Genomic DNA, 17555 nt, shown 5'->3' on the forward strand with positions numbered 1-17555 from the left:
GCTCCATTTCCAGGCGCCCGAAGGTTCCTATGCCGTTGACCCGGAGGGCGGCGCCCGCGTCGCCGAATTCCGTGAAATGGTCGGTGCCCTCCACTCAACCGGGCTGCAGGTGGTGCTTGACCAGGTGTACAACCACACGGCGGCATCAGGGCAGGCCGACACCTCGGTGCTGGACAAGCTGGTTCCCGGCTACTACCAGCGGCTCAACGCCGACGGCAAGGTTGAAACCTCCACATGCTGTGAGAACGTGGCAACTGAGCACAAGGCCGCCGAAAAGCTCATGGTCGACTCAGTGGTTCTCTGGGCCCGTGAATACAAGGTTGACGGGTTCCGCTTCGACCTCATGGGGCACCACTCCAAGGCGAACATGCTGGCAGTGCGTGCGGCCCTCGACGAGCTGACCCTCGAGAAGGACGGCGTCGACGGAAAATCTGTCCTGCTGTACGGCGAAGGCTGGAACTTCGGGGAGGTCGCCGACAACGCACTCTTTGAGCAGGCCAGCCAGGGCCAACTGGCCGGAACATCGATTGGCACGTTCAGTGACCGGCTGCGCGATGCCGTGCACGGCGGCAGTCCGGTGGCAGGTGAAACCAAGTTCCAACAAGGATTCGGCACCGGCCTGGCCACCGACCCCAACGGTTCGGAAATCAACGGAACACCGGAGCAGGCACTTGCCAAGCTCCAACACCAGACAGACCTGGTCAAACTCGGCCTGGCCGGAAATCTCAGCGAGTACAGCCTGACCGCCTCCGACGGCACCGTGGCGAAAGGCTCCGAACTCGACTACCGGGGTTCGCCTGCCGGCTATGCCAGCCAACCCGATGAAATCATCAGCTATGTGGACGCCCACGACAACGAGACGCTCTTCGACATCGGCATGCTCAAGCTGCCTGCCGACACGCCGATGGCCGACCGCGTACGCATGAACACCCTGTCGCTGGCGACCGCAACACTGGCCCAGACGCCGTCGTTCTGGCATGCCGGAACAGAGCTGCTGCGCTCCAAGTCATTGGACCGCAACAGCTACAACTCCGGTGACTGGTTCAACCGCATTGACTGGACGGGCCAGGAGTCAACCTTTGGCTCCGGACTGCCGCCGAAGGCAGACAACGGAGACCACTGGTCCTCGATGAAGCCCTTGTTGGAGGATGCGGCCAACAAGCCCCAGCCTGCCGACATCTCGGCCGCGGAAGCCGGAGCACTGGACCTGCTGCGCCTGCGTTCCTCAATCGACCTGCTGCGTCTGGGTTCCGCCGAACTGATCTCGCAAAAGGTGTCGTTCCCGGGCAGTGGGACCGAGGCAGCACCCGGAGTCATCGTCATGAGCATCGACGACCTTGTGGGCGAAGACGCGGACCCGGCACTTGATGGCGCCCTCATTGTCTTCAATGCCGGTCCCGAATCCGCCAGCCAGACGGTCGGTGCCCTCGCCGGCCGCGATTACGCACTCTCGCCGGTGCAGTTGGACGGGCTCGACCCCGTGGTCAAGCAGACGGGCTGGGATGCCACGAGCGGAACCGTCAGCATCCCCGCACGCACTGTCGCCGTTCTTGTGAACGCGACGGCCGATAAGCCAACCGAACCCGGGAACCCCGATCCCGGCACCGACCCCGGAACCGGCACCGACCCGAGTGTCCCGGCAACGGAGACGCCGGCGACGGACACTCCCTCGGCAGAGCCTGGCAGCCCTGCCGCGCCGGGCACCTCGGCCGCGCCGGGCACCTCGGCCGTGCCAGGCAGCCCCGCCGCGCCGGACGCAGCTGCCGTGAACGGACCTTCCGGCAGCGATGCAGCCGCGGGCCCGCCGGCGGTGGACAAGGACAACCTTGCCGGCACCGGCGCCACCAACATGATGTTGGGTGGGATCGCCGCCCTGATGCTGATGGCCGGGATGGCGGTGTTCATGGTGGCCCGCAGACGGAAGTCGGGCCACTAACGTCAACGGCCGCACAAGCTCTTCAACAGCAGCAACAAAAAACTTCGGGCGGGCACGGAATTCATTCCGTGCCCGCCCGAAGGCGTTAATCGATGTACAGCCGGGTGGAAGCCGCGAAGCCCGCCCGGCGGTCTGGTCCTGCCAACCGGCTACGGTTCCAGGATGACCTTGCCCGTGGTGACCCTGCCCTGAAGTGCCCTGTGAGCCGCGCCGGCGTCGGCCAGCGGGAAGCGGGACCCGATCCGGGCAGCCAGCTTGCCGGAGGCTGCGGCGTTGAAAACCTCGGTTGACCGCCAGAGGCGTTCCTTGGCATTGAGCAGGTAGTGGGCCAGCGTGGGCCGGGTGACAAACAAGGAGCCGCCGCTGTTCAACCGCTGCAGGTCAAGCGGCGGCACCTGGCCGGAGGCGCCGCCAAAGAGGACCAGGGTGCCCCTGGTGCGCAATGATGCCAGCGAGCCGTCAAACGTGTCCTTGCCGACGCCGTCGTACACCACATCCACACCCTCGCCGTCGGTGAGTTCACGGACCTGCTCGGCAAAGTTGCCATAGCGCAGCACCTCGTCGGCGCCGGCAACGCGGGACAGCTCCTCCTTTTCCTCGGTGGAGACGGTGGTGATGACGCGGGCCTCGCGGTCCTTCAGCATCTGCGTCAGCAGCAGGCCCACGCCGCCCGCCCCGGCGTGCAGCAGGACCGTCTGTCCGGGCTCAACATGGTAGGCCGAGTTCATCAGGTAGTGCGCCGTCATGCCCTGCAGGGGGAGCGCGGCGGCCACGTCGAGCGGAACGCTGGACGGCACCGGCAGGGCCTTGTCGGCCGGAAAAATTGCATACTCGGCATAGCAACCAATGCCTTCTGCCGTGGCAACGCGGTCACCGGCTGAAAAGGACGTCACGCCGGGCCCAACAGCCACCACTTTTCCTGCGGCCTCGGCTCCGGGGGTGAAGGGGAACGGCACGGTGTAGGTGCCGTCGCGCTGGTAGCTTTCAATGAAATTCACACCGACGGCGGCAATTTTGACCAGCAGTTCCCCGGGGCCCGGAACGGGCATGGGAACCTGTGCAAGTTTCAAAACGTCGGGTCCGCCCGGGGCGGTGGCGACAATGGCGTTGCAGAACTCGGTCATGATGAACTCCAAATCGGTTGCTGATGCGTACGGCGGGAGCGAATCCCACAAGTTCATCATAGGACGTGCAACTCACATTAATTCCGACAATATGCATAAATATCGGTGACTATGAATAGTTCTGCTGTATGGTTGAGTTATGACAATTTCAGTAGCCGTCTCCGGTGCCAGCGGATATGCCGGGGGAGAAGTGCTGCGCCTGCTGGCCAGCCACCCCAACGTGACCATCGGGGCCATCACGGCCCACAGCAACGCGGGCGAACGCCTCGGATCCCTGGCGCCCCACCTGCACGCTTTCGCCGACCGCGTCCTGGTCGACACCACGGTGGACAACCTTTCCGGGCACGACGTCGTCTTCCTGGCACTGCCGCACGGGGCCTCCGCCGCCATTGCCGCGCAGCTGCCGGCCGACACGCTGGTAATCGACGCCGGCGCCGACCACCGCCTGGAAGATGCCGCCGCCTGGGAAAAGTTCTACGGTTCCGAGCACGCGGGAACGTGGCCTTACGGCCTGCCCGAACTGCCCGGCCACCGCGAGAAGATCCGCGGCTCCAAGCGCATTGCCGTCCCCGGCTGCTACCCCACAAGCTCCCTGCTGGCCTTGATGCCGGGCTTCGCCGCCAACGCCCTGCTGCCCGACGACGTCGTGATCGTCGCCGCGTCCGGCACCTCCGGCGCAGGCAAGGCCGCGAAAGTGAAACTCATTGGCTCCGAAGTCATCGGGTCCATGAGCCCCTACGGCGTGGGTGGCGGGCACCGACACACCCCCGAAATCGAGCAGGGGCTGTCCAACGCCTCGGGCCTGGACGTGAAGGTTTCCTTCACTCCCACGCTGGCTCCCATGAGCCGCGGCATCCTCACCACGGCCACGGCCAAGGTTTCGGCCGACTTTGCCGCGCTGGCCGACCCCGCGGCGGCGCTGCGGGAAATTTGGGAGGACGCCTACGCTGAGGAGCCCTTTGTGCATGTGCTTCCCGAAGGGCAGTGGCCTTCCACCAAATCCGTGCAGGGATCCAACTATGCCGCCCTGCAAATCGCGTACGACGCCCACGTCAACCGCGTCATTGTTTGCTGCGCCATCGACAATCTCACCAAGGGCACGGCGGGCGGAGCGGTACAGTCAATGAACATCGCCCTCGGCCTGCCCGAAACCACAGGCCTGACGTTACAAGGAGTAGCACCATGAGCGTGACCACACCACTGGGCTTCCGGGCCGCTGGCGTTACTGCCGGATTGAAATCCTCAGGCAACGCCGACCTGGCCCTCGTTGTCAACGACGGTCCGCAGCGAAATGCCGCCGCAGTCTTCACCTCCAACCGCGTGGCAGCGGCGCCCATCCACTGGTCGCGGCAGGTGCTCAGCGATGGCCGGGTCGACGCCGTCGTGCTTAATTCCGGCGGTGCCAATGCCTGCACCGGTCCGGAAGGCTTCCAAAACACGCACGCCACGGCCGAAAAGGTTGCCGCCGTCCTGGGCCTTTCCGCCACCGACATTGCGGTGTGCTCCACCGGCCTGATTGGCGAGCAGCTGCCCATGGACAAGATCCTGCCCGGCGTTGAAGCCGCCGCCGCTGTCCTGACCGACGACGGCGGAGCTGCCGCCGCCACCGCGATCATGACCACCGACAGTGTCTCCAAGGAGGCGCTCTGGACCTCGCCGGTCAACGCGGACGGCCTCAGCTACACTATTGGCGGCATGGCCAAGGGCGCGGGCATGCTGGCCCCCGGCCTGGCCACCATGCTGGTCGTCATCACAACCGACGCAGGAGTTGAGGTGGAGGGGCTCGACGCCGCCCTGCACGACGCCGTGCGCGTCACCTTCAACCGGGCGGACTCCGACGGCTGCATGTCGACCAACGACACCGTGCTGCTCATGGCCTCCGGAGCCTCAACAACGTTCCCCGACATGGAGGAATTCACCAACGGGCTCACCCAGGTCTGCGCGACCCTGGCCAGGGCACTGATCGCCGACGCCGAAGGAGCCAGCCACGACATCGCCATCACCACCAAACATGCGGACAGCGAACGCGACGCTGAAATCGTCTCCCGCTCAGTGGCCCGGTCAAACTTGTTCAAGGCAGCCATCTTCGGCAACGACCCCAACTGGGGCCGCGTCCTGGCAGCCGTGGGGACCACCGACGCCGTCTTCGACCCCGACAAGATCAACGTCAGCATCAACGGCGTCCAGATCTGCCGCAACGGCTGCATAGGCGACTCCCGCGACCTGGTGGACCTGGCACCGCGTGAAGTCAGCGTCGAGATCGACCTCAACGCGGGCCTTGCCACAGCAACGATCTGGACGAACGACTTGACGCACGCCTACGTCGAAGAAAACAGCGCCTACTCGTCGTAAGCGTCCTCACCGCTCAGGCCGGCTGCGCCAGCCCCTAATCCCTCTCGGGCAGTAAGATTTTCCGGCTCGTTCCTCCCCGACCGCTCCCGCTTCTCGCAAGCTCGAAGCGGGACCCTCGCGGTCGTGGGCCCAGCCTGCAAAATCCATCCTCGCTCCGGGACCAGGGGCTGGCTCTGCCAGTCAGCTTTGGGCGCTTGCGAGAGTCGGGACGCTTCGGTGCAATTAACAGGACTAAGGAATTTCATGATGACTTCGGTGGAAACCGCCCAGGACAAGGCCGGCACGCTGATTGAGGCGCTGCCATGGATTCAGCAGTTTGCCGGCACCGTGGTGGTGGTCAAATATGGCGGGAACGCCATGATCAACGATGAGCTGCGCCGTGCCTTCGCCGAAGACATCGTGTTCATGCACCACGTGGGGATCAAACCGGTGGTGGTGCACGGTGGCGGGCCCCAGATCAACGCCATGCTCAAGCGCCTGGACATTCAAAGCGAGTTCAAGGGCGGGCTGCGCGTCACCACGCCGGAGGCCATGGACGTGGTCCGCATGGTCCTGACGGGCCAGGTCGGCCGCGAGCTCGTGGGCTTGATCAACGAACACGGCCCGTACGCCGTCGGACTTTCCGGTGAGGACGGAGCCCTGCTGCAGGCCGAACGCACCGGCACCGTTGTTGACGGCCTGCCGGTGGATCTGGGGCTGGTTGGCGAGGTGGTCGGCGTGAACCCCGGCGCCATCCTTGACCTGCTTGAGGCCGGCCGGATCCCCGTAATCTCCACCGTGGCCCCGGAAGTCGGGGACGCCTCAACCGTGCTGAACGTCAACGCCGACACCGCGGCTGCGGCCCTGGCCGTCGCACTGGCGGCTTCGCGGCTGGTGATCCTGACCGACGTCGAGGGCCTCTACGCCAACTGGCCGGACAAGTCCTCGCTGCTCAGCGAGATCGGTGCCGGGGCCCTGCGCGCCATGTTGCCGGAGCTGGAATCGGGCATGATTCCCAAGATGGGTGCCTGCCTGGCCGCGGTTGACGGCGGAGTGGCCCGTGCCGCCGTCGTCGACGGGCGCAGTGCGCACTCGGTGCTGCTGGAGCTGATGACTTTTGAGGGCAATGGAACCCAAATCTTCCCCGACGAGGATGAAAACTAATGACTGAACACAACGAACCTACAGAGCAGTCCCACGCAGACTTGGCACAGGCAGAGCTGTCCAACGCGAACGCCGCAGCCGTCACAGGGACCGGCACCAGTGAGCAGTGGCTGGCCCGCTACAAGGATTCCCTGATGGGTGTCTTTGGCAGTCCGCAACGGGTTCTGGTGCGCGGTGCCGGTGCCCTTGTCTGGGACGCCGACGGCAAGGAATACCTTGACCTGCTCGGCGGCATCGCCGTCAATGCGCTGGGCCATGCCCACCCCTTCGTCACCTCGGTGATCGCCAGCCAGTTGTCAACGTTGGGGCATGTATCCAACTTCTTCACGAGCCCCACACAGATTGCCCTGGCCGAGAAGCTGCTGGAACTGGCCGAGGCGCCCAAGGGCTCCAAGGTGTTCTTCGCCAACTCCGGCACCGAAGCGAACGAGGCGGCCTTCAAGCTGGCCCGTGCCCACGGTGGCAAGGAACGCCCCACCATCCTTGCCCTGGAGGGCGGCTTCCACGGCCGCACCATGGGCGCTCTGGCCATGACCGCCAAGCAGGCCTACCGCGAACCGTTTGAGCCCATGCCCGCAGGCGTGCGCCACATTCCCTTCAACGACATTGACGCCCTGCGCGCTGCCGTGGACGACACCGTCGCGGCCCTTGTCATCGAACCCATCCAGGGCGAGGCCGGCGTCCGGCCGCTCTCGGCCGAATACCTGCAGGCCGCCCGGGAACTGACGCGGGAACATGGAGTTTTGCTGATCCTTGACGAAGTTCAGACAGGCGTTGGCCGCACCGGCAGCTGGTTTGCCGGCATCGACGCAGGCATCACGCCCGATGCGATGACCCTGGCCAAGGGCCTCGGCGGCGGCTTCCCCATCGGCGCCATCATCACCTTTGGCGAGGGCTCGTCGCAGCTGCTCAGCGCCGGCCAGCACGGCACCACCTTTGGCGGGAACCCCGTGGCCACGGCCGCGGCGCTGGCCACCCTGCACGTCCTGGAGTCCCAGGACGTCCTGGCCAATGTGCGTTCCGTCAGTTCCCTCTTCGCCGAGGGCCTGGCCAAGGTCGACGGCGTGACCGACGTGCGCGCTTTCGGCCTCCTGATTGGCTTTGACCTCGACAAGGACATTGCCGCCGGCATTGTCAGTGCGGCTCTGGAGGCTGGCTTCATCGTCAACGCGCCGCGCCCCAACACCGTTCGCCTGGCACCGCCGCTGAACCTGACGCCCGAGCAGGCCCGGTCCTTCATTTCTGCATTGCCCGCATTGATCGCCGCGGCCTCCGCCGCCCATAGCGTCGCCGCAACAAACGAAAAGAGCTCTTAGATGACACGCCACTTTCTCGTCGACACCGACCTCAGCCCGGCCGAACAGGCGGAAGTCCTGGAGCTGGCCGCACAGCTCAAAAAAGCGCCCTACTCGAAGAACACTTTTGCCGGCGACGGCTCGGGGTCCCAGACAGTCGCGGTGATCTTTGACAAGACCTCCACCCGCACCAGGGTTTCCTTTGCCGCCGGCGTTGCAGCACTGGGCGGCAACCCGCTGATCATCAACCCGGGCGAGGCGCAGATTGGCCACAAGGAATCCGTTTCCGACACCGCCAAGGTGCTTGAGCGCATGGTCTCCACCATCGTGTGGCGCACCTACGGCCAGGCCGGGCTGGAGGAAATGGCGGCCAACTCCAAGGTTCCTGTCATCAACGCACTCTCCGATGACTACCACCCCTGTCAGCTGCTCGCGGACCTGCTCACCATCAAGGAGCACAAGGGCGAACTGGCCGGGCTGACCATGACGTACATGGGGGATTCCGCCAACAACATGGCCAACTCCTACCTGCTCGCCGGCGTCACGGCAGGCATGCACGTGCGCATCACCGGGCCTGCCGGGCATCTGCCGGCGGACGCCGTCGTGCGGGCCGCGCAGGAACGCGCAGCCCAGACCGGCGGCTCGGTGCTCATCACCACGGATGTTGCCGAGGCCGTTGCCGGCGCCGACGTCCTCGTCACCGACACGTGGGTTTCCATGGGCCAGGAGGAGGAAAAAGCCCAGCGCCTGGAGCTCTTCACCGAGTACGCGCTCGACGACGCCGCGCTCGCCCAGGCCGCCCCTGACGCCATCGTCCTGCACTGCCTGCCCGCCTACCGCGGCTACGAGATCTCGGCTTCCGTCATTGACGGCCCGCAGTCGGTGGTCTGGGACGAGGCCGAGAACCGCCTGCACGCCCAGAAGGCGCTCATGGTGTGGCTGGTTGAGAAGTCGGCGGAGAAGTCCGACGCCGGTGCTGCCGCGGCTTCCGCTGCCGGCGCCGCCAACCGCGGGACTGGCGCGTAGCCATGGCCAAGTCCTCCATTCCCGCCGGCATGCCGGCCACCAAGACCGCCCGGCAAGCCCGGGTGCAGGCCCTGCTGAACAGCCGGGCCGTGCGCTCCCAAGCAGAGCTGGCATCTTTGCTGGCCGACGACGGCCTCGTGGTGGGGCAGGCGACGCTGTCTCGGGACCTGGTGGAGCTGCGGGCCGTGCGGGTGCGGGGCAAGGACGGCGGCTTGATCTATGCCCTGCCGCGCGAAGGCGGGGACCGCAGCGTGCATTCGGTCTCCTCGCAGGAGTTGCTTGACACGCGCCTGGTCCGTTTGTGCGGGGAGCTGCTGGTGACGGCCGAGGCCTCAGGGAACATTGCCGTGCTGCGAACCCCGCCGGGCGCTGCCAACTTCCTGGCCCTGGCCATTGACCATTCAGTCATGCCGTCCATTCTTGGCACCATTGCCGGGGATGACACCGTCATGGTCATCAGCCGGGACGCGCTGGGCGGGGAAGCTGTTGCGGACAGGTTCCTGCAATTTGCCGCTGAATCAAGCTCCGGGGCCTAGTTCGGCTTTAGGGTGGGGGACACGGCCGGCGGCGGGATGGATATATTTTAGCAAGAATGCATAATCATGCATTATGATTTCAAGTAACGTGAAAATACACTCCGACGGTCTTTTGCATCTGACGAGTTTTCAACATTAGGGAGACAGAACGTGACTGATCGCATTGTATTGGCCTACTCCGGTGGCCTCGACACCTCCGTTGCCATTGGCTGGATCGGCGAAGCCACCGGTGCAGAAGTTATCGCCGTGGCTGTCGACGTGGGACAGGGCGGCGAGTCCCTGGAGGACATCCGCCAGCGAGCCCTGGGCTGTGGCGCCGTCGAGGCGTATGTTGCTGACGCCCGCGACGAGTTTGCCAACGAGTACGCCATGCCGACGCTGCAGGCCAACGCGCTGTACCAGGGCCACTACCCGCTGGTCTCGGCCATCTCCCGCCCCGTGATCGTCAAGCACCTGGTCAAGGCCGCACGGGAATTTGGTGCCACCACTGTGGCCCACGGCTGCACCGGCAAGGGCAACGACCAGGTCCGCTTTGAGGTCGGCATCCAGACCCTCGGCCCGGACCTGAAGTGCATTGCCCCGGTCCGCGACCTGGCCCTGACCCGCGACAAGGCCATCATTTACGCAGAGTCCCACAACCTGCCCATCGAGACCACGAAGAAGAACCCGTACTCGATTGACCAGAATGTTTGGGGTCGCGCGGTTGAAACCGGCTACCTCGAAGACATCTGGAATGCCCCCACCAAGGACATCTACGACTACACGGCCACCCCGGAATTCCCGCCGGCACCCGACGAGGTTGTCATTTCCTTCAGCAAGGGCATCCCCGTCGCCATTGACGGCGTGAAGGTCACCCCGCTGCAGGCAATCCAGGAACTGAACCGCCGCGGCGGCGCCCAGGGTGTGGGCCGCATCGACGTCGTCGAGGACCGCCTTGTTGGCATCAAGAGCCGTGAAATTTACGAAGCACCCGGTGCCATGGTGCTGATGACAGCGCACAAGCACCTCGAGGACATCACCATCGAGCGCGAGCAGGCACGTTTCAAGGCGACGGTCGGCCAGCGCTGGGCCGAGCTGGTCTACGACGGCCAGTGGTTCTCACCGCTGAAGCGTTCACTTGACGCCTTCATCGAAGACACCCAGCAGCACGTCAACGGCGACATCCGCCTGACCCTGCACGGTGGCCAGGCCATCGTCAACGGCCGCCGCTCAGAGACATCCCTGTACGACTTTGACCTGGCAACCTACGACACCGGCGACACGTTCGACCAGTCACAGGCCAAGGGCTTCATCGAGCTGTGGGGCATGTCCTCGAAGGTTGCCTCAACGCGCGACCAGCGCGTCCTGGGCCTGTAACCATGAGCCACGGAACAAATGAGGGTGCACTGTGGGGTGGCCGCTTTCAAGGCGGCCCCGCAGATGCCCTTGCCGCACTGAGCAAGTCAACGCACTTTGACTGGCGTCTGGCCCTGTACGACATTGCCGGTTCAAAGGCACATGCCCGTGTCCTGAACACGGCGGGCCTGCTTGACGCATCAGAGCTTGAGGGCATGCTGAAGGCCCTGGATGAGCTTGAAGCGGATGTGAAATCCGGCGCCTACGGTCCGTCCGAATCCGATGAGGACGTGCACGGATCGTTGGAGCGCGGCTTGATCGAGCGGGCCGGAACGGCATTGGGCGGCAAGCTCCGTGCCGGCCGGTCACGCAACGACCAGGTCGCCACGCTGGGGCGCATGTACCTGCGCGACCACGCGAAGATCATTGCCGGGGGGGTGCTTTCCGTCGTTGATGCCCTGGTGGAGCAGGCCAAGGCACATCACGGTGTTGCCATGCCCGGGCGCACGCACCTCCAGCATGCCCAGCCGGTGCTGCTCAGCCACCACCTGCTGGCGCATGCCTGGGCGCTGCTGCGGGACGTGCAGCGTCTGGTTGATTGGGACAAGCGTGCGGCTGTTTCGCCGTATGGTTCAGGCGCACTGGCGGGTTCGTCGCTGGGGCTTGACCCGAACGCCGTCGCGGGGGATCTTGGCTTTGACTCGGCTGCGTGGAACTCGATTGACGGGACTGCTTCACGTGACGTTTTCGCCGAGTTCGCTTGGGTTTGCGCCATGATTGGCGTCGACCTGTCACGGATCTCCGAGGAAGTCATCCTGTGGGCCACCAAGGAGTTCTCCTTCGTGAAGCTCCACGATTCCTACTCCACCGGGTCCTCGATCATGCCGCAGAAGAAAAACCCCGACGTGGCAGAGCTTGCCCGCGGCAAGGCGGGTCGCTTGATTGGCGATTTGACCGGGCTGTTGGCAACACTGAAGGGCCTGCCGTTGGCGTACAACAGGGATCTGCAGGAAGACAAGGAGCCGGTTTTTGACGCGGCCGACACCCTTGAGCTGCTGCTGCCGGCAGTCTCCGGCATGATGGCAACACTGGTGTTCAACACCGAGCGGATGGAAGCTCTTGCCCCGCAGGGCTTCGCGCTGGCAACCGACATCGCAGAATGGCTTGTCCGCCAGGGCGTGCCGTTCCGTGACGCCCACGAGCTTTCGGGCGCGGCCGTCAAGGTTGCCGAGGCTCGCGGCGTGGAGTTGTGGGACCTGACAGACGGGGAGTACGCCGGCATCTCGGCGCACCTCACCCCGGAGGTCCGCACCGTGCTGAGCACCAACGGCTCGCTGAACAGCCGCAGTGCGCAGGGCGGCACCGCACCAGCCGCAGTGCTGGCGCAGCTGGCTGCCCTTGAGGGGCAGCTCGGCGAGGTTCGCGCCCTCCTGGCCTGACCGGCGTCGTGCTTCCCTTGGCACCTGGCCAAGGCAGCTGACAGGAAATGCCCGCATCCTGGATGGATGCGGGCATTTCCTGTTCCAGCGCCCAACGGTCTCCCACCCCTCGCAAGCTCGCGGCGGGCCCCTCGACCGTTAGCGCCCAACGGTCTCCCACCCCTCGCAAGCTCGCGGCGGGCCCCTCGACCGTTAGCGCCCAACGGTCTCCCACCCCTCGCAAGCTCGCGGCGGGCCCCTCGACCGTTAGGCTGGGGGCATGACTGATATTTCAAACGCGCAGCTGGTGGACCGGCTCAAGGCTGCAGCGGACAATGTAAGCGCAAAACTGGGGGGCCTCAGCGACGCCGACGTCCTGGTCCCCACCGATCTGCCCGGCTGGACCCGCGGGCATGTTATGGCGCATATCGCGCATGTTTCCAACGCCGTGGCCAGGCAGGTCGAGTATGCCCTGCGCGGGGAGCTGATCGAGTTTTACGACGGCGGCCAGGGCGCCCGGACACAGGCAATCGAGATGAATGCCGGGCACACCGCCCAAGAGCACCGGGACTACATTTCGGCCGCATTCACCCGTGCGCTGAGTGTCCTCGACGGGCTCGATGACGCACAGTGGGACCTGCCCATCAGTTACCGCGACGGCGTGGTGCGCGATGGTGCGCTGGCGTACTGGCGCGAGCTTGTCATCCACCTGGCCGACCTGCAACTGGGCCGCGGGCCCGAGACCTGGTCCAAGGAGTTCTGCCTGTACCTGATCGAGTTCCTGTCGGCCCGCGTGCCCGGGGACATCCACCTGAAGCTGCTGCCGCTGGCCCTGCCGCCGATGACGATGGGCTCGGGCGAGAGCGCCGTATCCATTCAGGGGATGCTCACGGACATCGCGGCGTGGCTGTCGGGCCGCACCCCCACCATGGGCAGCCTGCGGGCCGAAGCCGCCGCGGATTCTGTGGAGTTGCCAGTGCTGTTGCCCTGGCCGTCGGCGTTCGCCGCGAAGTAGCAGTTTTTCGGGGCGCCGCACCGGCGGGCCCACCCCTCGACGCCGGCGCCGGGCAGGCCTAAAGTGGAAGACAGGGGCTGGCCAAGGCCCGGCCCGCGTTGGAGGTTGAACCATGGCTGCCCCCTTGTTGACCGACAAGCTGCAGCGCCCGTTGCGGGACCTGCGAATTTCCGTCACGGACCGCTGCAACTTCCGTTGCGTCTACTGCATGCCCAAGGAAATTTTCGGCCGCGACTTCGTGTTCATGCCCCACGACCAGTTGCTCACCTTCGAGGAAATCACCACCCTCGCCCGGATCGCCATGGACCACGGTGTGCGCAAAATCCGGCTGACCGGTGGTGAACCGCTGCTGCGCCGTGGCATCGAGGACCTCATCGGCATGCTCGCCGCGCTCCGGACCCCCGAGGGCGAACCGCCAGACCTTGCCATGACCACCAACGGCTCCGTCCTCGCACAGAAGGCGGAGGCGCTCAAGGCCGCCGGCCTGGACCGGGTCACGGTGTCGCTGGATTCCATGGACGACGCCGTCTTCCAGGCCATGAACGACGTCGCCTACCCCGTGGCGAAAGTCCTGCACGCGATCGACGCCGCCCAGTCCGCCGGCCTGGGCCCGGTGAAGGTCAACATGGTGGTCAAGCGCGGGCTGAACGATCACAGCATTGTCGAGATGGCCCGGCATTTCCGCGGCACGGGATTCATCCTGCGCTTCATTGAATACATGGACGTGGGATCCTCCAACGGGTGGGAGATGGGCCAGGTGGTGCCCTCCACGGAGGTGATGGCCCGGATCAATGCGGTGTTTCCCGTGGAGCCGGTGGAGGCCAACTACCCCGGCGAAACCGCTCAGCGCTGGCGGTACGTCGATGGTGCCGGCGAGATTGGCGCCATTTCCAGCGTCACCCGGGCATTCTGCGGGGGCTGCACGCGGGCCCGGCTCTCCGCCGACGGCAAGCTGTTCACCTGCCTGTTCGCCACCAAGGGCACCGACCTGCGGGAACTGTTGCGCGGCGGCGCCACCGACGACGAGCTGGCCAATGCGCTGGCCGCCCTGTGGGGTGCTCGGACGGACAGGTACTCGGAACTGCGCAGCGCCAAGACGCCGGGCATGAGGAAGATTGAAATGTCGTACATCGGCGGCTGACGTTCCCGTGGGCTGCGGCCCAAAACAACACGCATGTGAGTTGCATCACCAGTAAAGTTCGTTGCCTTTGTCAACGGTCGGTGATAGACCGGAGACACCAGCCAATTCCATGCCGGTCGGCGTGCGGGTTGTTGGGGGGAACTTGCACAAGGCCGTGCGTGGAACCGGTATGACCGGCTTCCACCCTTCATCCCGGAGAGCTCATTCTTCCAACAGAAGGTTGCGTGTGCCATGAGCAGCAAGCCCCCGGTCCAGAATGACTCAGACGCCGACATGAAAGTCAGCCGCCCCCTGCGGTCGGCGGTGGGACTCAAAAGCCTGACCGATTCCCTGCCCCAGGCGGTCGCCGCCATGGGGCCGGCCCGTGCCGCCAAAACCCTGCTGGCCATGAACCAAAAAGACGGCTTTGACTGCATGAGCTGCGCCTGGCCGGATCCGCCGGACCGCAAGACCGCCGAATTCTGTGAGAACGGCGCGAAGGCCGTCACCTGGGAGGCGGGGCTGCTGACCGTGCCGCAGGACTTCTGGGAGGCCAACTCGGTTTCCTCCATGCGGGACCGCAGCGAATACTGGCTGGGCCAGCGGGGCCGGCTTGTCGACCCGGTCTACAAACCAGCCGGCTCCGACCACTACCAGCCGATCAGCTGGGACAACGCGTTTCGGATCGTGGCCCGGGAACTCAACAGCCTCGATTCCCCGGATGAGGCCGCCTTTTATACCAGCGGCCGCACCAGCAATGAAACCGCCTTCCAGTACCAGCTGTTTGCCCGGGCCTTCGGCACCAACAACCTGCCGGACTGCTCCAACATGTGCCATGAATCCACAGGGCTGGCCATGGGGGAGACCATTGGAGTGGGCAAGTGCGCCGTCTCCTATGAAGACTTTGCCAAGTCGGACCTGATCATCATCATGGGTCAAAACCCCGGCACCTGCCACCCGCGCATGCTGACGGCGCTGGAAGAGGCGAAGCAGGCCGGCGCGTCCATCGTCGCCGTCAACCCACTGCCCGAGGCCGGGCTGATCAACTTCAAGAACCCGCAGAAACCCCGTGGCCTGGTGGGCAAGGGCACGGACCTGGCCGACCAGTTCCTGCAGATCCGGCTGGCTGGCGACATGGCGCTCATGCAGGCCGTTGCCAAGCGGGTATTCGCAGCCGAGGCGGCCGCACCGGGCGCAGTGCTGGACCATGCTTTCCTGGAGGCGAGCTGCCAGGGCCTGGCAGACTATCAGGCCCACATCGAGGACGTTGACGACGCAGCCGTGCTTGCTGCCACCGGCCTGCGGACAGCCGAAATTGACGAGCTCGCCGCCCGCTACCTGAAGGCCGACAAGGTCATCGTCACCTGGGCGATGGGCCTGACCCAGCACAAGCGGGCCGTGCCCACCATCAAGGAAATCATCAACCTGCTCCTGCTGCGCGGCAACATCGGCAAGCCCGGCGCCGGGCCCTCACCCATCCGCGGACACAGCAACGTCCAAGGGGACCGGACCATGGGCATCTGGGAGCAGATGCCGCCGGCGTTCCTGGACGCGCTGGAGAAGGAATTCGATTTCAACCCGCCCCGGGAGAACGGGGTGGATGCCGTGCAAAGCATCCGGGCCATGCGCGACGGCACGCTCAAGGTACTCTTCGCCATGGGTGGAAACCTTGTCGGCGCCATCTCCGACACCGCCGTCGCCGAGGCCGCCCTGCAAAAGCTGAAACTCTCGGTGCAGGTGTCCACCAAGCTGAACCGTTCGCACGCGTTTGTGGGGGAGCAGGCCTTGATCCTGCCCACCATGGGCCGGACCGAAATTGACCGGCAGGCTTCCGGGGAGCAGTTTGTCACGGTGGAAGACACCGTGTGCGCCGTGCACGCCTCCCACGGGAAAGTGGAGCCGGTGGGGCCGAACCTGCTGTCCGAGATGGCCATTGTCAGCCGGCTGGCGCGTGCCGTGCTCGGCAGCGGCCACCCCATCGACTGGGCCGGTTTTGAGGCCGACTACGACACCATCCGCGAGCACATCGGCCGCGTGTGCAAGGGGTGCGAGGACTACAACACCAAGGTCCGGCGCCCCGGCGGATTCGTCCTGCCCCACCCGCCGCGGGACAGCCGCACGTTCCCCACACCCTCCGGCAAGGCGATCTTCACCGTCAGTGAAATCGAGACGGTGGAAGTTCCCGAGGGCAGGCTGCTGCTGCAAACCGTGCGCGCCCATGACCAGTTCAACACCACCATGTACACCCTCAATGACAGGTACCGCGGGGTGAAGAAGGGCCGGCACGTGCTGTTCGTGAACCCGGACGACCTGGCCGGGCTGGGCATTGCCGACGGCAGCTACGTGGACATCCACAGCGAATCCCCGGATGGCATCGACAGGGTCCTGCGAGGACAGCGGATCATCAGCTACCCCACCGCACGCGGCTGCGTCGCCGCATACTTCCCCGAAGCAAACGTCCTTGTCTCCCTCGATGCCACGGCGGACGGGAGCAACACCCCGGTGTCCAAGTCCGTCGTCGTACGTTTGGAGCAGGCACCCGTGCCCGCCTACGCCGCCGTTCCTTGAGGCAACCCATTTGGGGGACTGAGGAAGTGCATGCCTATGAACCTTTCTGAAACGTCACTGGCTTTTCAGTAAATCAAAGGAGTAGGGCAATGAACTTGATCTTTGCATCATCGGCGTTTGCACCGCTGGCACTGGGTTTTTTGGTTTGGGAACGGGATATTTGATCTACGGTCCCGAGGAATTGTTCCACTGGCCCAAGCGGAATGAATCCGTGGACAAGTCGACGGGTGTGTGGGGCATCTGGCTCCCGGGCCTCTGCCAGCTCGTCACCGGACTCATCCTCTTTGTCGGCATGACGTGGTTCCAGGTGTTCAAGGACCCGCCGCTGTACATGGCAGCACTCGCCTTCTCGGCGTACGGCATCCACTGGTTCGCGCTGGGCTACAACCGCTGGCAGGGCAGCGATCCGCGACCGAACGCGGGCATGTCCGTCGCGTTCACCGTCATCTCGGTCCTGGGCCTGGTTGTGTTCTTCAACGCGGGCGACTGGCCCGTTGGCCTGCTTTTCTGCGGACTGACACAGATCTACATCAGCGACTTCTTCCACAGCATCGGCCAGGCCTGGGGTGAGCGGGCCCTCGGCTTCTGGCACCTGGTCACCGGGCTTTGGCTGATGTACCTCACGTTCGCCACGGGCCTGAACTTCTCCTTGGGCATGACACTGCCGCTGTAGCATTCCCCGGCAGG

General features: G+C 65.1%; 14 protein-coding genes. 13 read left to right on the forward strand and 1 reads right to left on the reverse strand.

Annotated features, from left to right (window positions below):
• On the forward strand, positions 1–1936 hold a 1936-nt coding region (locus tag ACT3TS_RS16650; RefSeq protein ID WP_444532644.1), incomplete at its 5' end, for an alpha-1,6-glucosidase domain-containing protein.
• Positions 1937–2085: 149 nt separating this feature from the next.
• Here the strand turns inward: ACT3TS_RS16650 and ACT3TS_RS16655 are convergent.
• Positions 2086–3060: a quinone oxidoreductase family protein gene (locus ACT3TS_RS16655; protein WP_444532645.1), complete on the reverse strand. Its 975-nt coding sequence runs from the start codon at positions 3058–3060 to the stop codon at positions 2086–2088.
• Positions 3061–3199: 139 nt separating this feature from the next.
• Between ACT3TS_RS16655 and argC the strand changes: the two genes are divergently transcribed.
• The 12 genes from argC (at position 3200) to ACT3TS_RS16715 (ending at position 17541) form a co-directional block, all read left to right on the forward strand.
• Positions 3200–4246 (forward strand): N-acetyl-gamma-glutamyl-phosphate reductase, encoded by a 1047-nt coding sequence (argC, locus tag ACT3TS_RS16660; protein WP_444532646.1) that lies wholly within the window; start codon positions 3200–3202, stop codon positions 4244–4246.
• Entirely contained in the window at positions 4243–5412 is a 1170-nt protein-coding gene (gene argJ / locus ACT3TS_RS16665) for a bifunctional glutamate N-acetyltransferase/amino-acid acetyltransferase ArgJ (protein ID WP_444532647.1), read from the forward strand. The genes argC and argJ overlap by 4 nt, the downstream gene beginning before the upstream one ends.
• Before the next feature lie 246 nt (positions 5413–5658).
• Positions 5659–6555, forward strand: a complete 897-nt coding sequence (argB, locus tag ACT3TS_RS16670) for an acetylglutamate kinase (protein ID WP_444532665.1) — start codon at positions 5659–5661, stop codon at positions 6553–6555.
• Positions 6555–7871 carry an acetylornithine transaminase gene (locus tag ACT3TS_RS16675; RefSeq protein ID WP_444532648.1) on the forward strand — a complete coding sequence of 439 codons (1317 nt, stop codon included), beginning with the start codon at positions 6555–6557 and terminating at the stop codon, positions 7869–7871. The genes argB and ACT3TS_RS16675 overlap by 1 nt, the downstream gene beginning before the upstream one ends.
• The gene (gene argF / locus ACT3TS_RS16680) at positions 7872–8876 is read left to right on the forward strand and encodes an ornithine carbamoyltransferase (protein ID WP_444532649.1); all 1005 of its coding nucleotides are present in this window, start codon (positions 7872–7874) and stop codon (positions 8874–8876) included.
• Between the two features lie 2 nt (positions 8877–8878).
• On the forward strand, positions 8879–9412 hold the full coding sequence (locus ACT3TS_RS16685) for an arginine repressor (protein ID WP_444532650.1): 534 nt from the start codon (positions 8879–8881) through the stop codon (positions 9410–9412).
• Between the two features lie 150 nt (positions 9413–9562).
• Positions 9563–10768, forward strand: a complete 1206-nt coding sequence (locus ACT3TS_RS16690) for an argininosuccinate synthase (protein ID WP_444532651.1) — start codon at positions 9563–9565, stop codon at positions 10766–10768.
• 2 nt (positions 10769–10770) lie between these two features.
• Positions 10771–12186: an argininosuccinate lyase gene (argH, locus tag ACT3TS_RS16695; protein WP_444532652.1), complete on the forward strand. Its 1416-nt coding sequence runs from the start codon at positions 10771–10773 to the stop codon at positions 12184–12186.
• A gap of 259 nt (positions 12187–12445) precedes the next feature.
• Positions 12446–13180 carry a maleylpyruvate isomerase family mycothiol-dependent enzyme gene (locus ACT3TS_RS16700; RefSeq protein WP_444532653.1) on the forward strand — a complete coding sequence of 245 codons (735 nt, stop codon included), beginning with the start codon at positions 12446–12448 and terminating at the stop codon, positions 13178–13180.
• Positions 13181–13292: 112 nt separating this feature from the next.
• Positions 13293–14321: a GTP 3',8-cyclase MoaA gene (gene moaA / locus ACT3TS_RS16705; RefSeq protein WP_444532654.1), complete on the forward strand. Its 1029-nt coding sequence runs from the start codon at positions 13293–13295 to the stop codon at positions 14319–14321.
• Between the two features lie 231 nt (positions 14322–14552).
• Positions 14553–16868: an FdhF/YdeP family oxidoreductase gene (locus ACT3TS_RS16710; RefSeq protein ID WP_444532655.1), complete on the forward strand. Its 2316-nt coding sequence runs from the start codon at positions 14553–14555 to the stop codon at positions 16866–16868.
• Between the two features lie 211 nt (positions 16869–17079).
• On the forward strand, positions 17080–17541 hold the full coding sequence (locus ACT3TS_RS16715; protein ID WP_444532656.1) for a hypothetical protein: 462 nt from the start codon (positions 17080–17082) through the stop codon (positions 17539–17541).
• The last annotated feature ends 14 nt before the right edge of the window (positions 17542–17555 follow it).

The sequence above is a fragment of the Specibacter sp. AOP5-B1-6 genome (genome assembly GCF_052376555.1).
GTDB lineage: Bacteria > Actinomycetota > Actinomycetes > Actinomycetales > Micrococcaceae > Specibacter.

What these genes read in the sequence shown, in the direction of transcription:
- argB (WP_444532665.1), top strand. Translation starts at nt 5,659, where the DNA reads ATGACTTCGGTGGAAACCGCCCAGGACAAGGCCGGCACGCTGATTGAG.
- argC (WP_444532646.1), top strand. Translation starts at nt 3,200, where the DNA reads ATGACAATTTCAGTAGCCGTCTCCGGTGCCAGCGGATATGCCGGGGGA.
- ACT3TS_RS16685 (WP_444532650.1), top strand. Translation starts at nt 8,879, where the DNA reads ATGGCCAAGTCCTCCATTCCCGCCGGCATGCCGGCCACCAAGACCGCC.
- ACT3TS_RS16700 (WP_444532653.1), top strand. Translation starts at nt 12,446, where the DNA reads ATGACTGATATTTCAAACGCGCAGCTGGTGGACCGGCTCAAGGCTGCA.
- argJ (WP_444532647.1), top strand. Translation starts at nt 4,243, where the DNA reads ATGAGCGTGACCACACCACTGGGCTTCCGGGCCGCTGGCGTTACTGCC.
- argF (WP_444532649.1), top strand. Translation starts at nt 7,872, where the DNA reads ATGACACGCCACTTTCTCGTCGACACCGACCTCAGCCCGGCCGAACAG.
- ACT3TS_RS16710 (WP_444532655.1), top strand. Translation starts at nt 14,553, where the DNA reads ATGAGCAGCAAGCCCCCGGTCCAGAATGACTCAGACGCCGACATGAAA.
- ACT3TS_RS16655 (WP_444532645.1), bottom strand. Translation starts at nt 3,060, where the DNA reads ATGACCGAGTTCTGCAACGCCATTGTCGCCACCGCCCCGGGCGGACCC.
- moaA (WP_444532654.1), top strand. Translation starts at nt 13,293, where the DNA reads ATGGCTGCCCCCTTGTTGACCGACAAGCTGCAGCGCCCGTTGCGGGAC.
- ACT3TS_RS16675 (WP_444532648.1), top strand. Translation starts at nt 6,555, where the DNA reads ATGACTGAACACAACGAACCTACAGAGCAGTCCCACGCAGACTTGGCA.
- argH (WP_444532652.1), top strand. Translation starts at nt 10,771, where the DNA reads ATGAGCCACGGAACAAATGAGGGTGCACTGTGGGGTGGCCGCTTTCAA.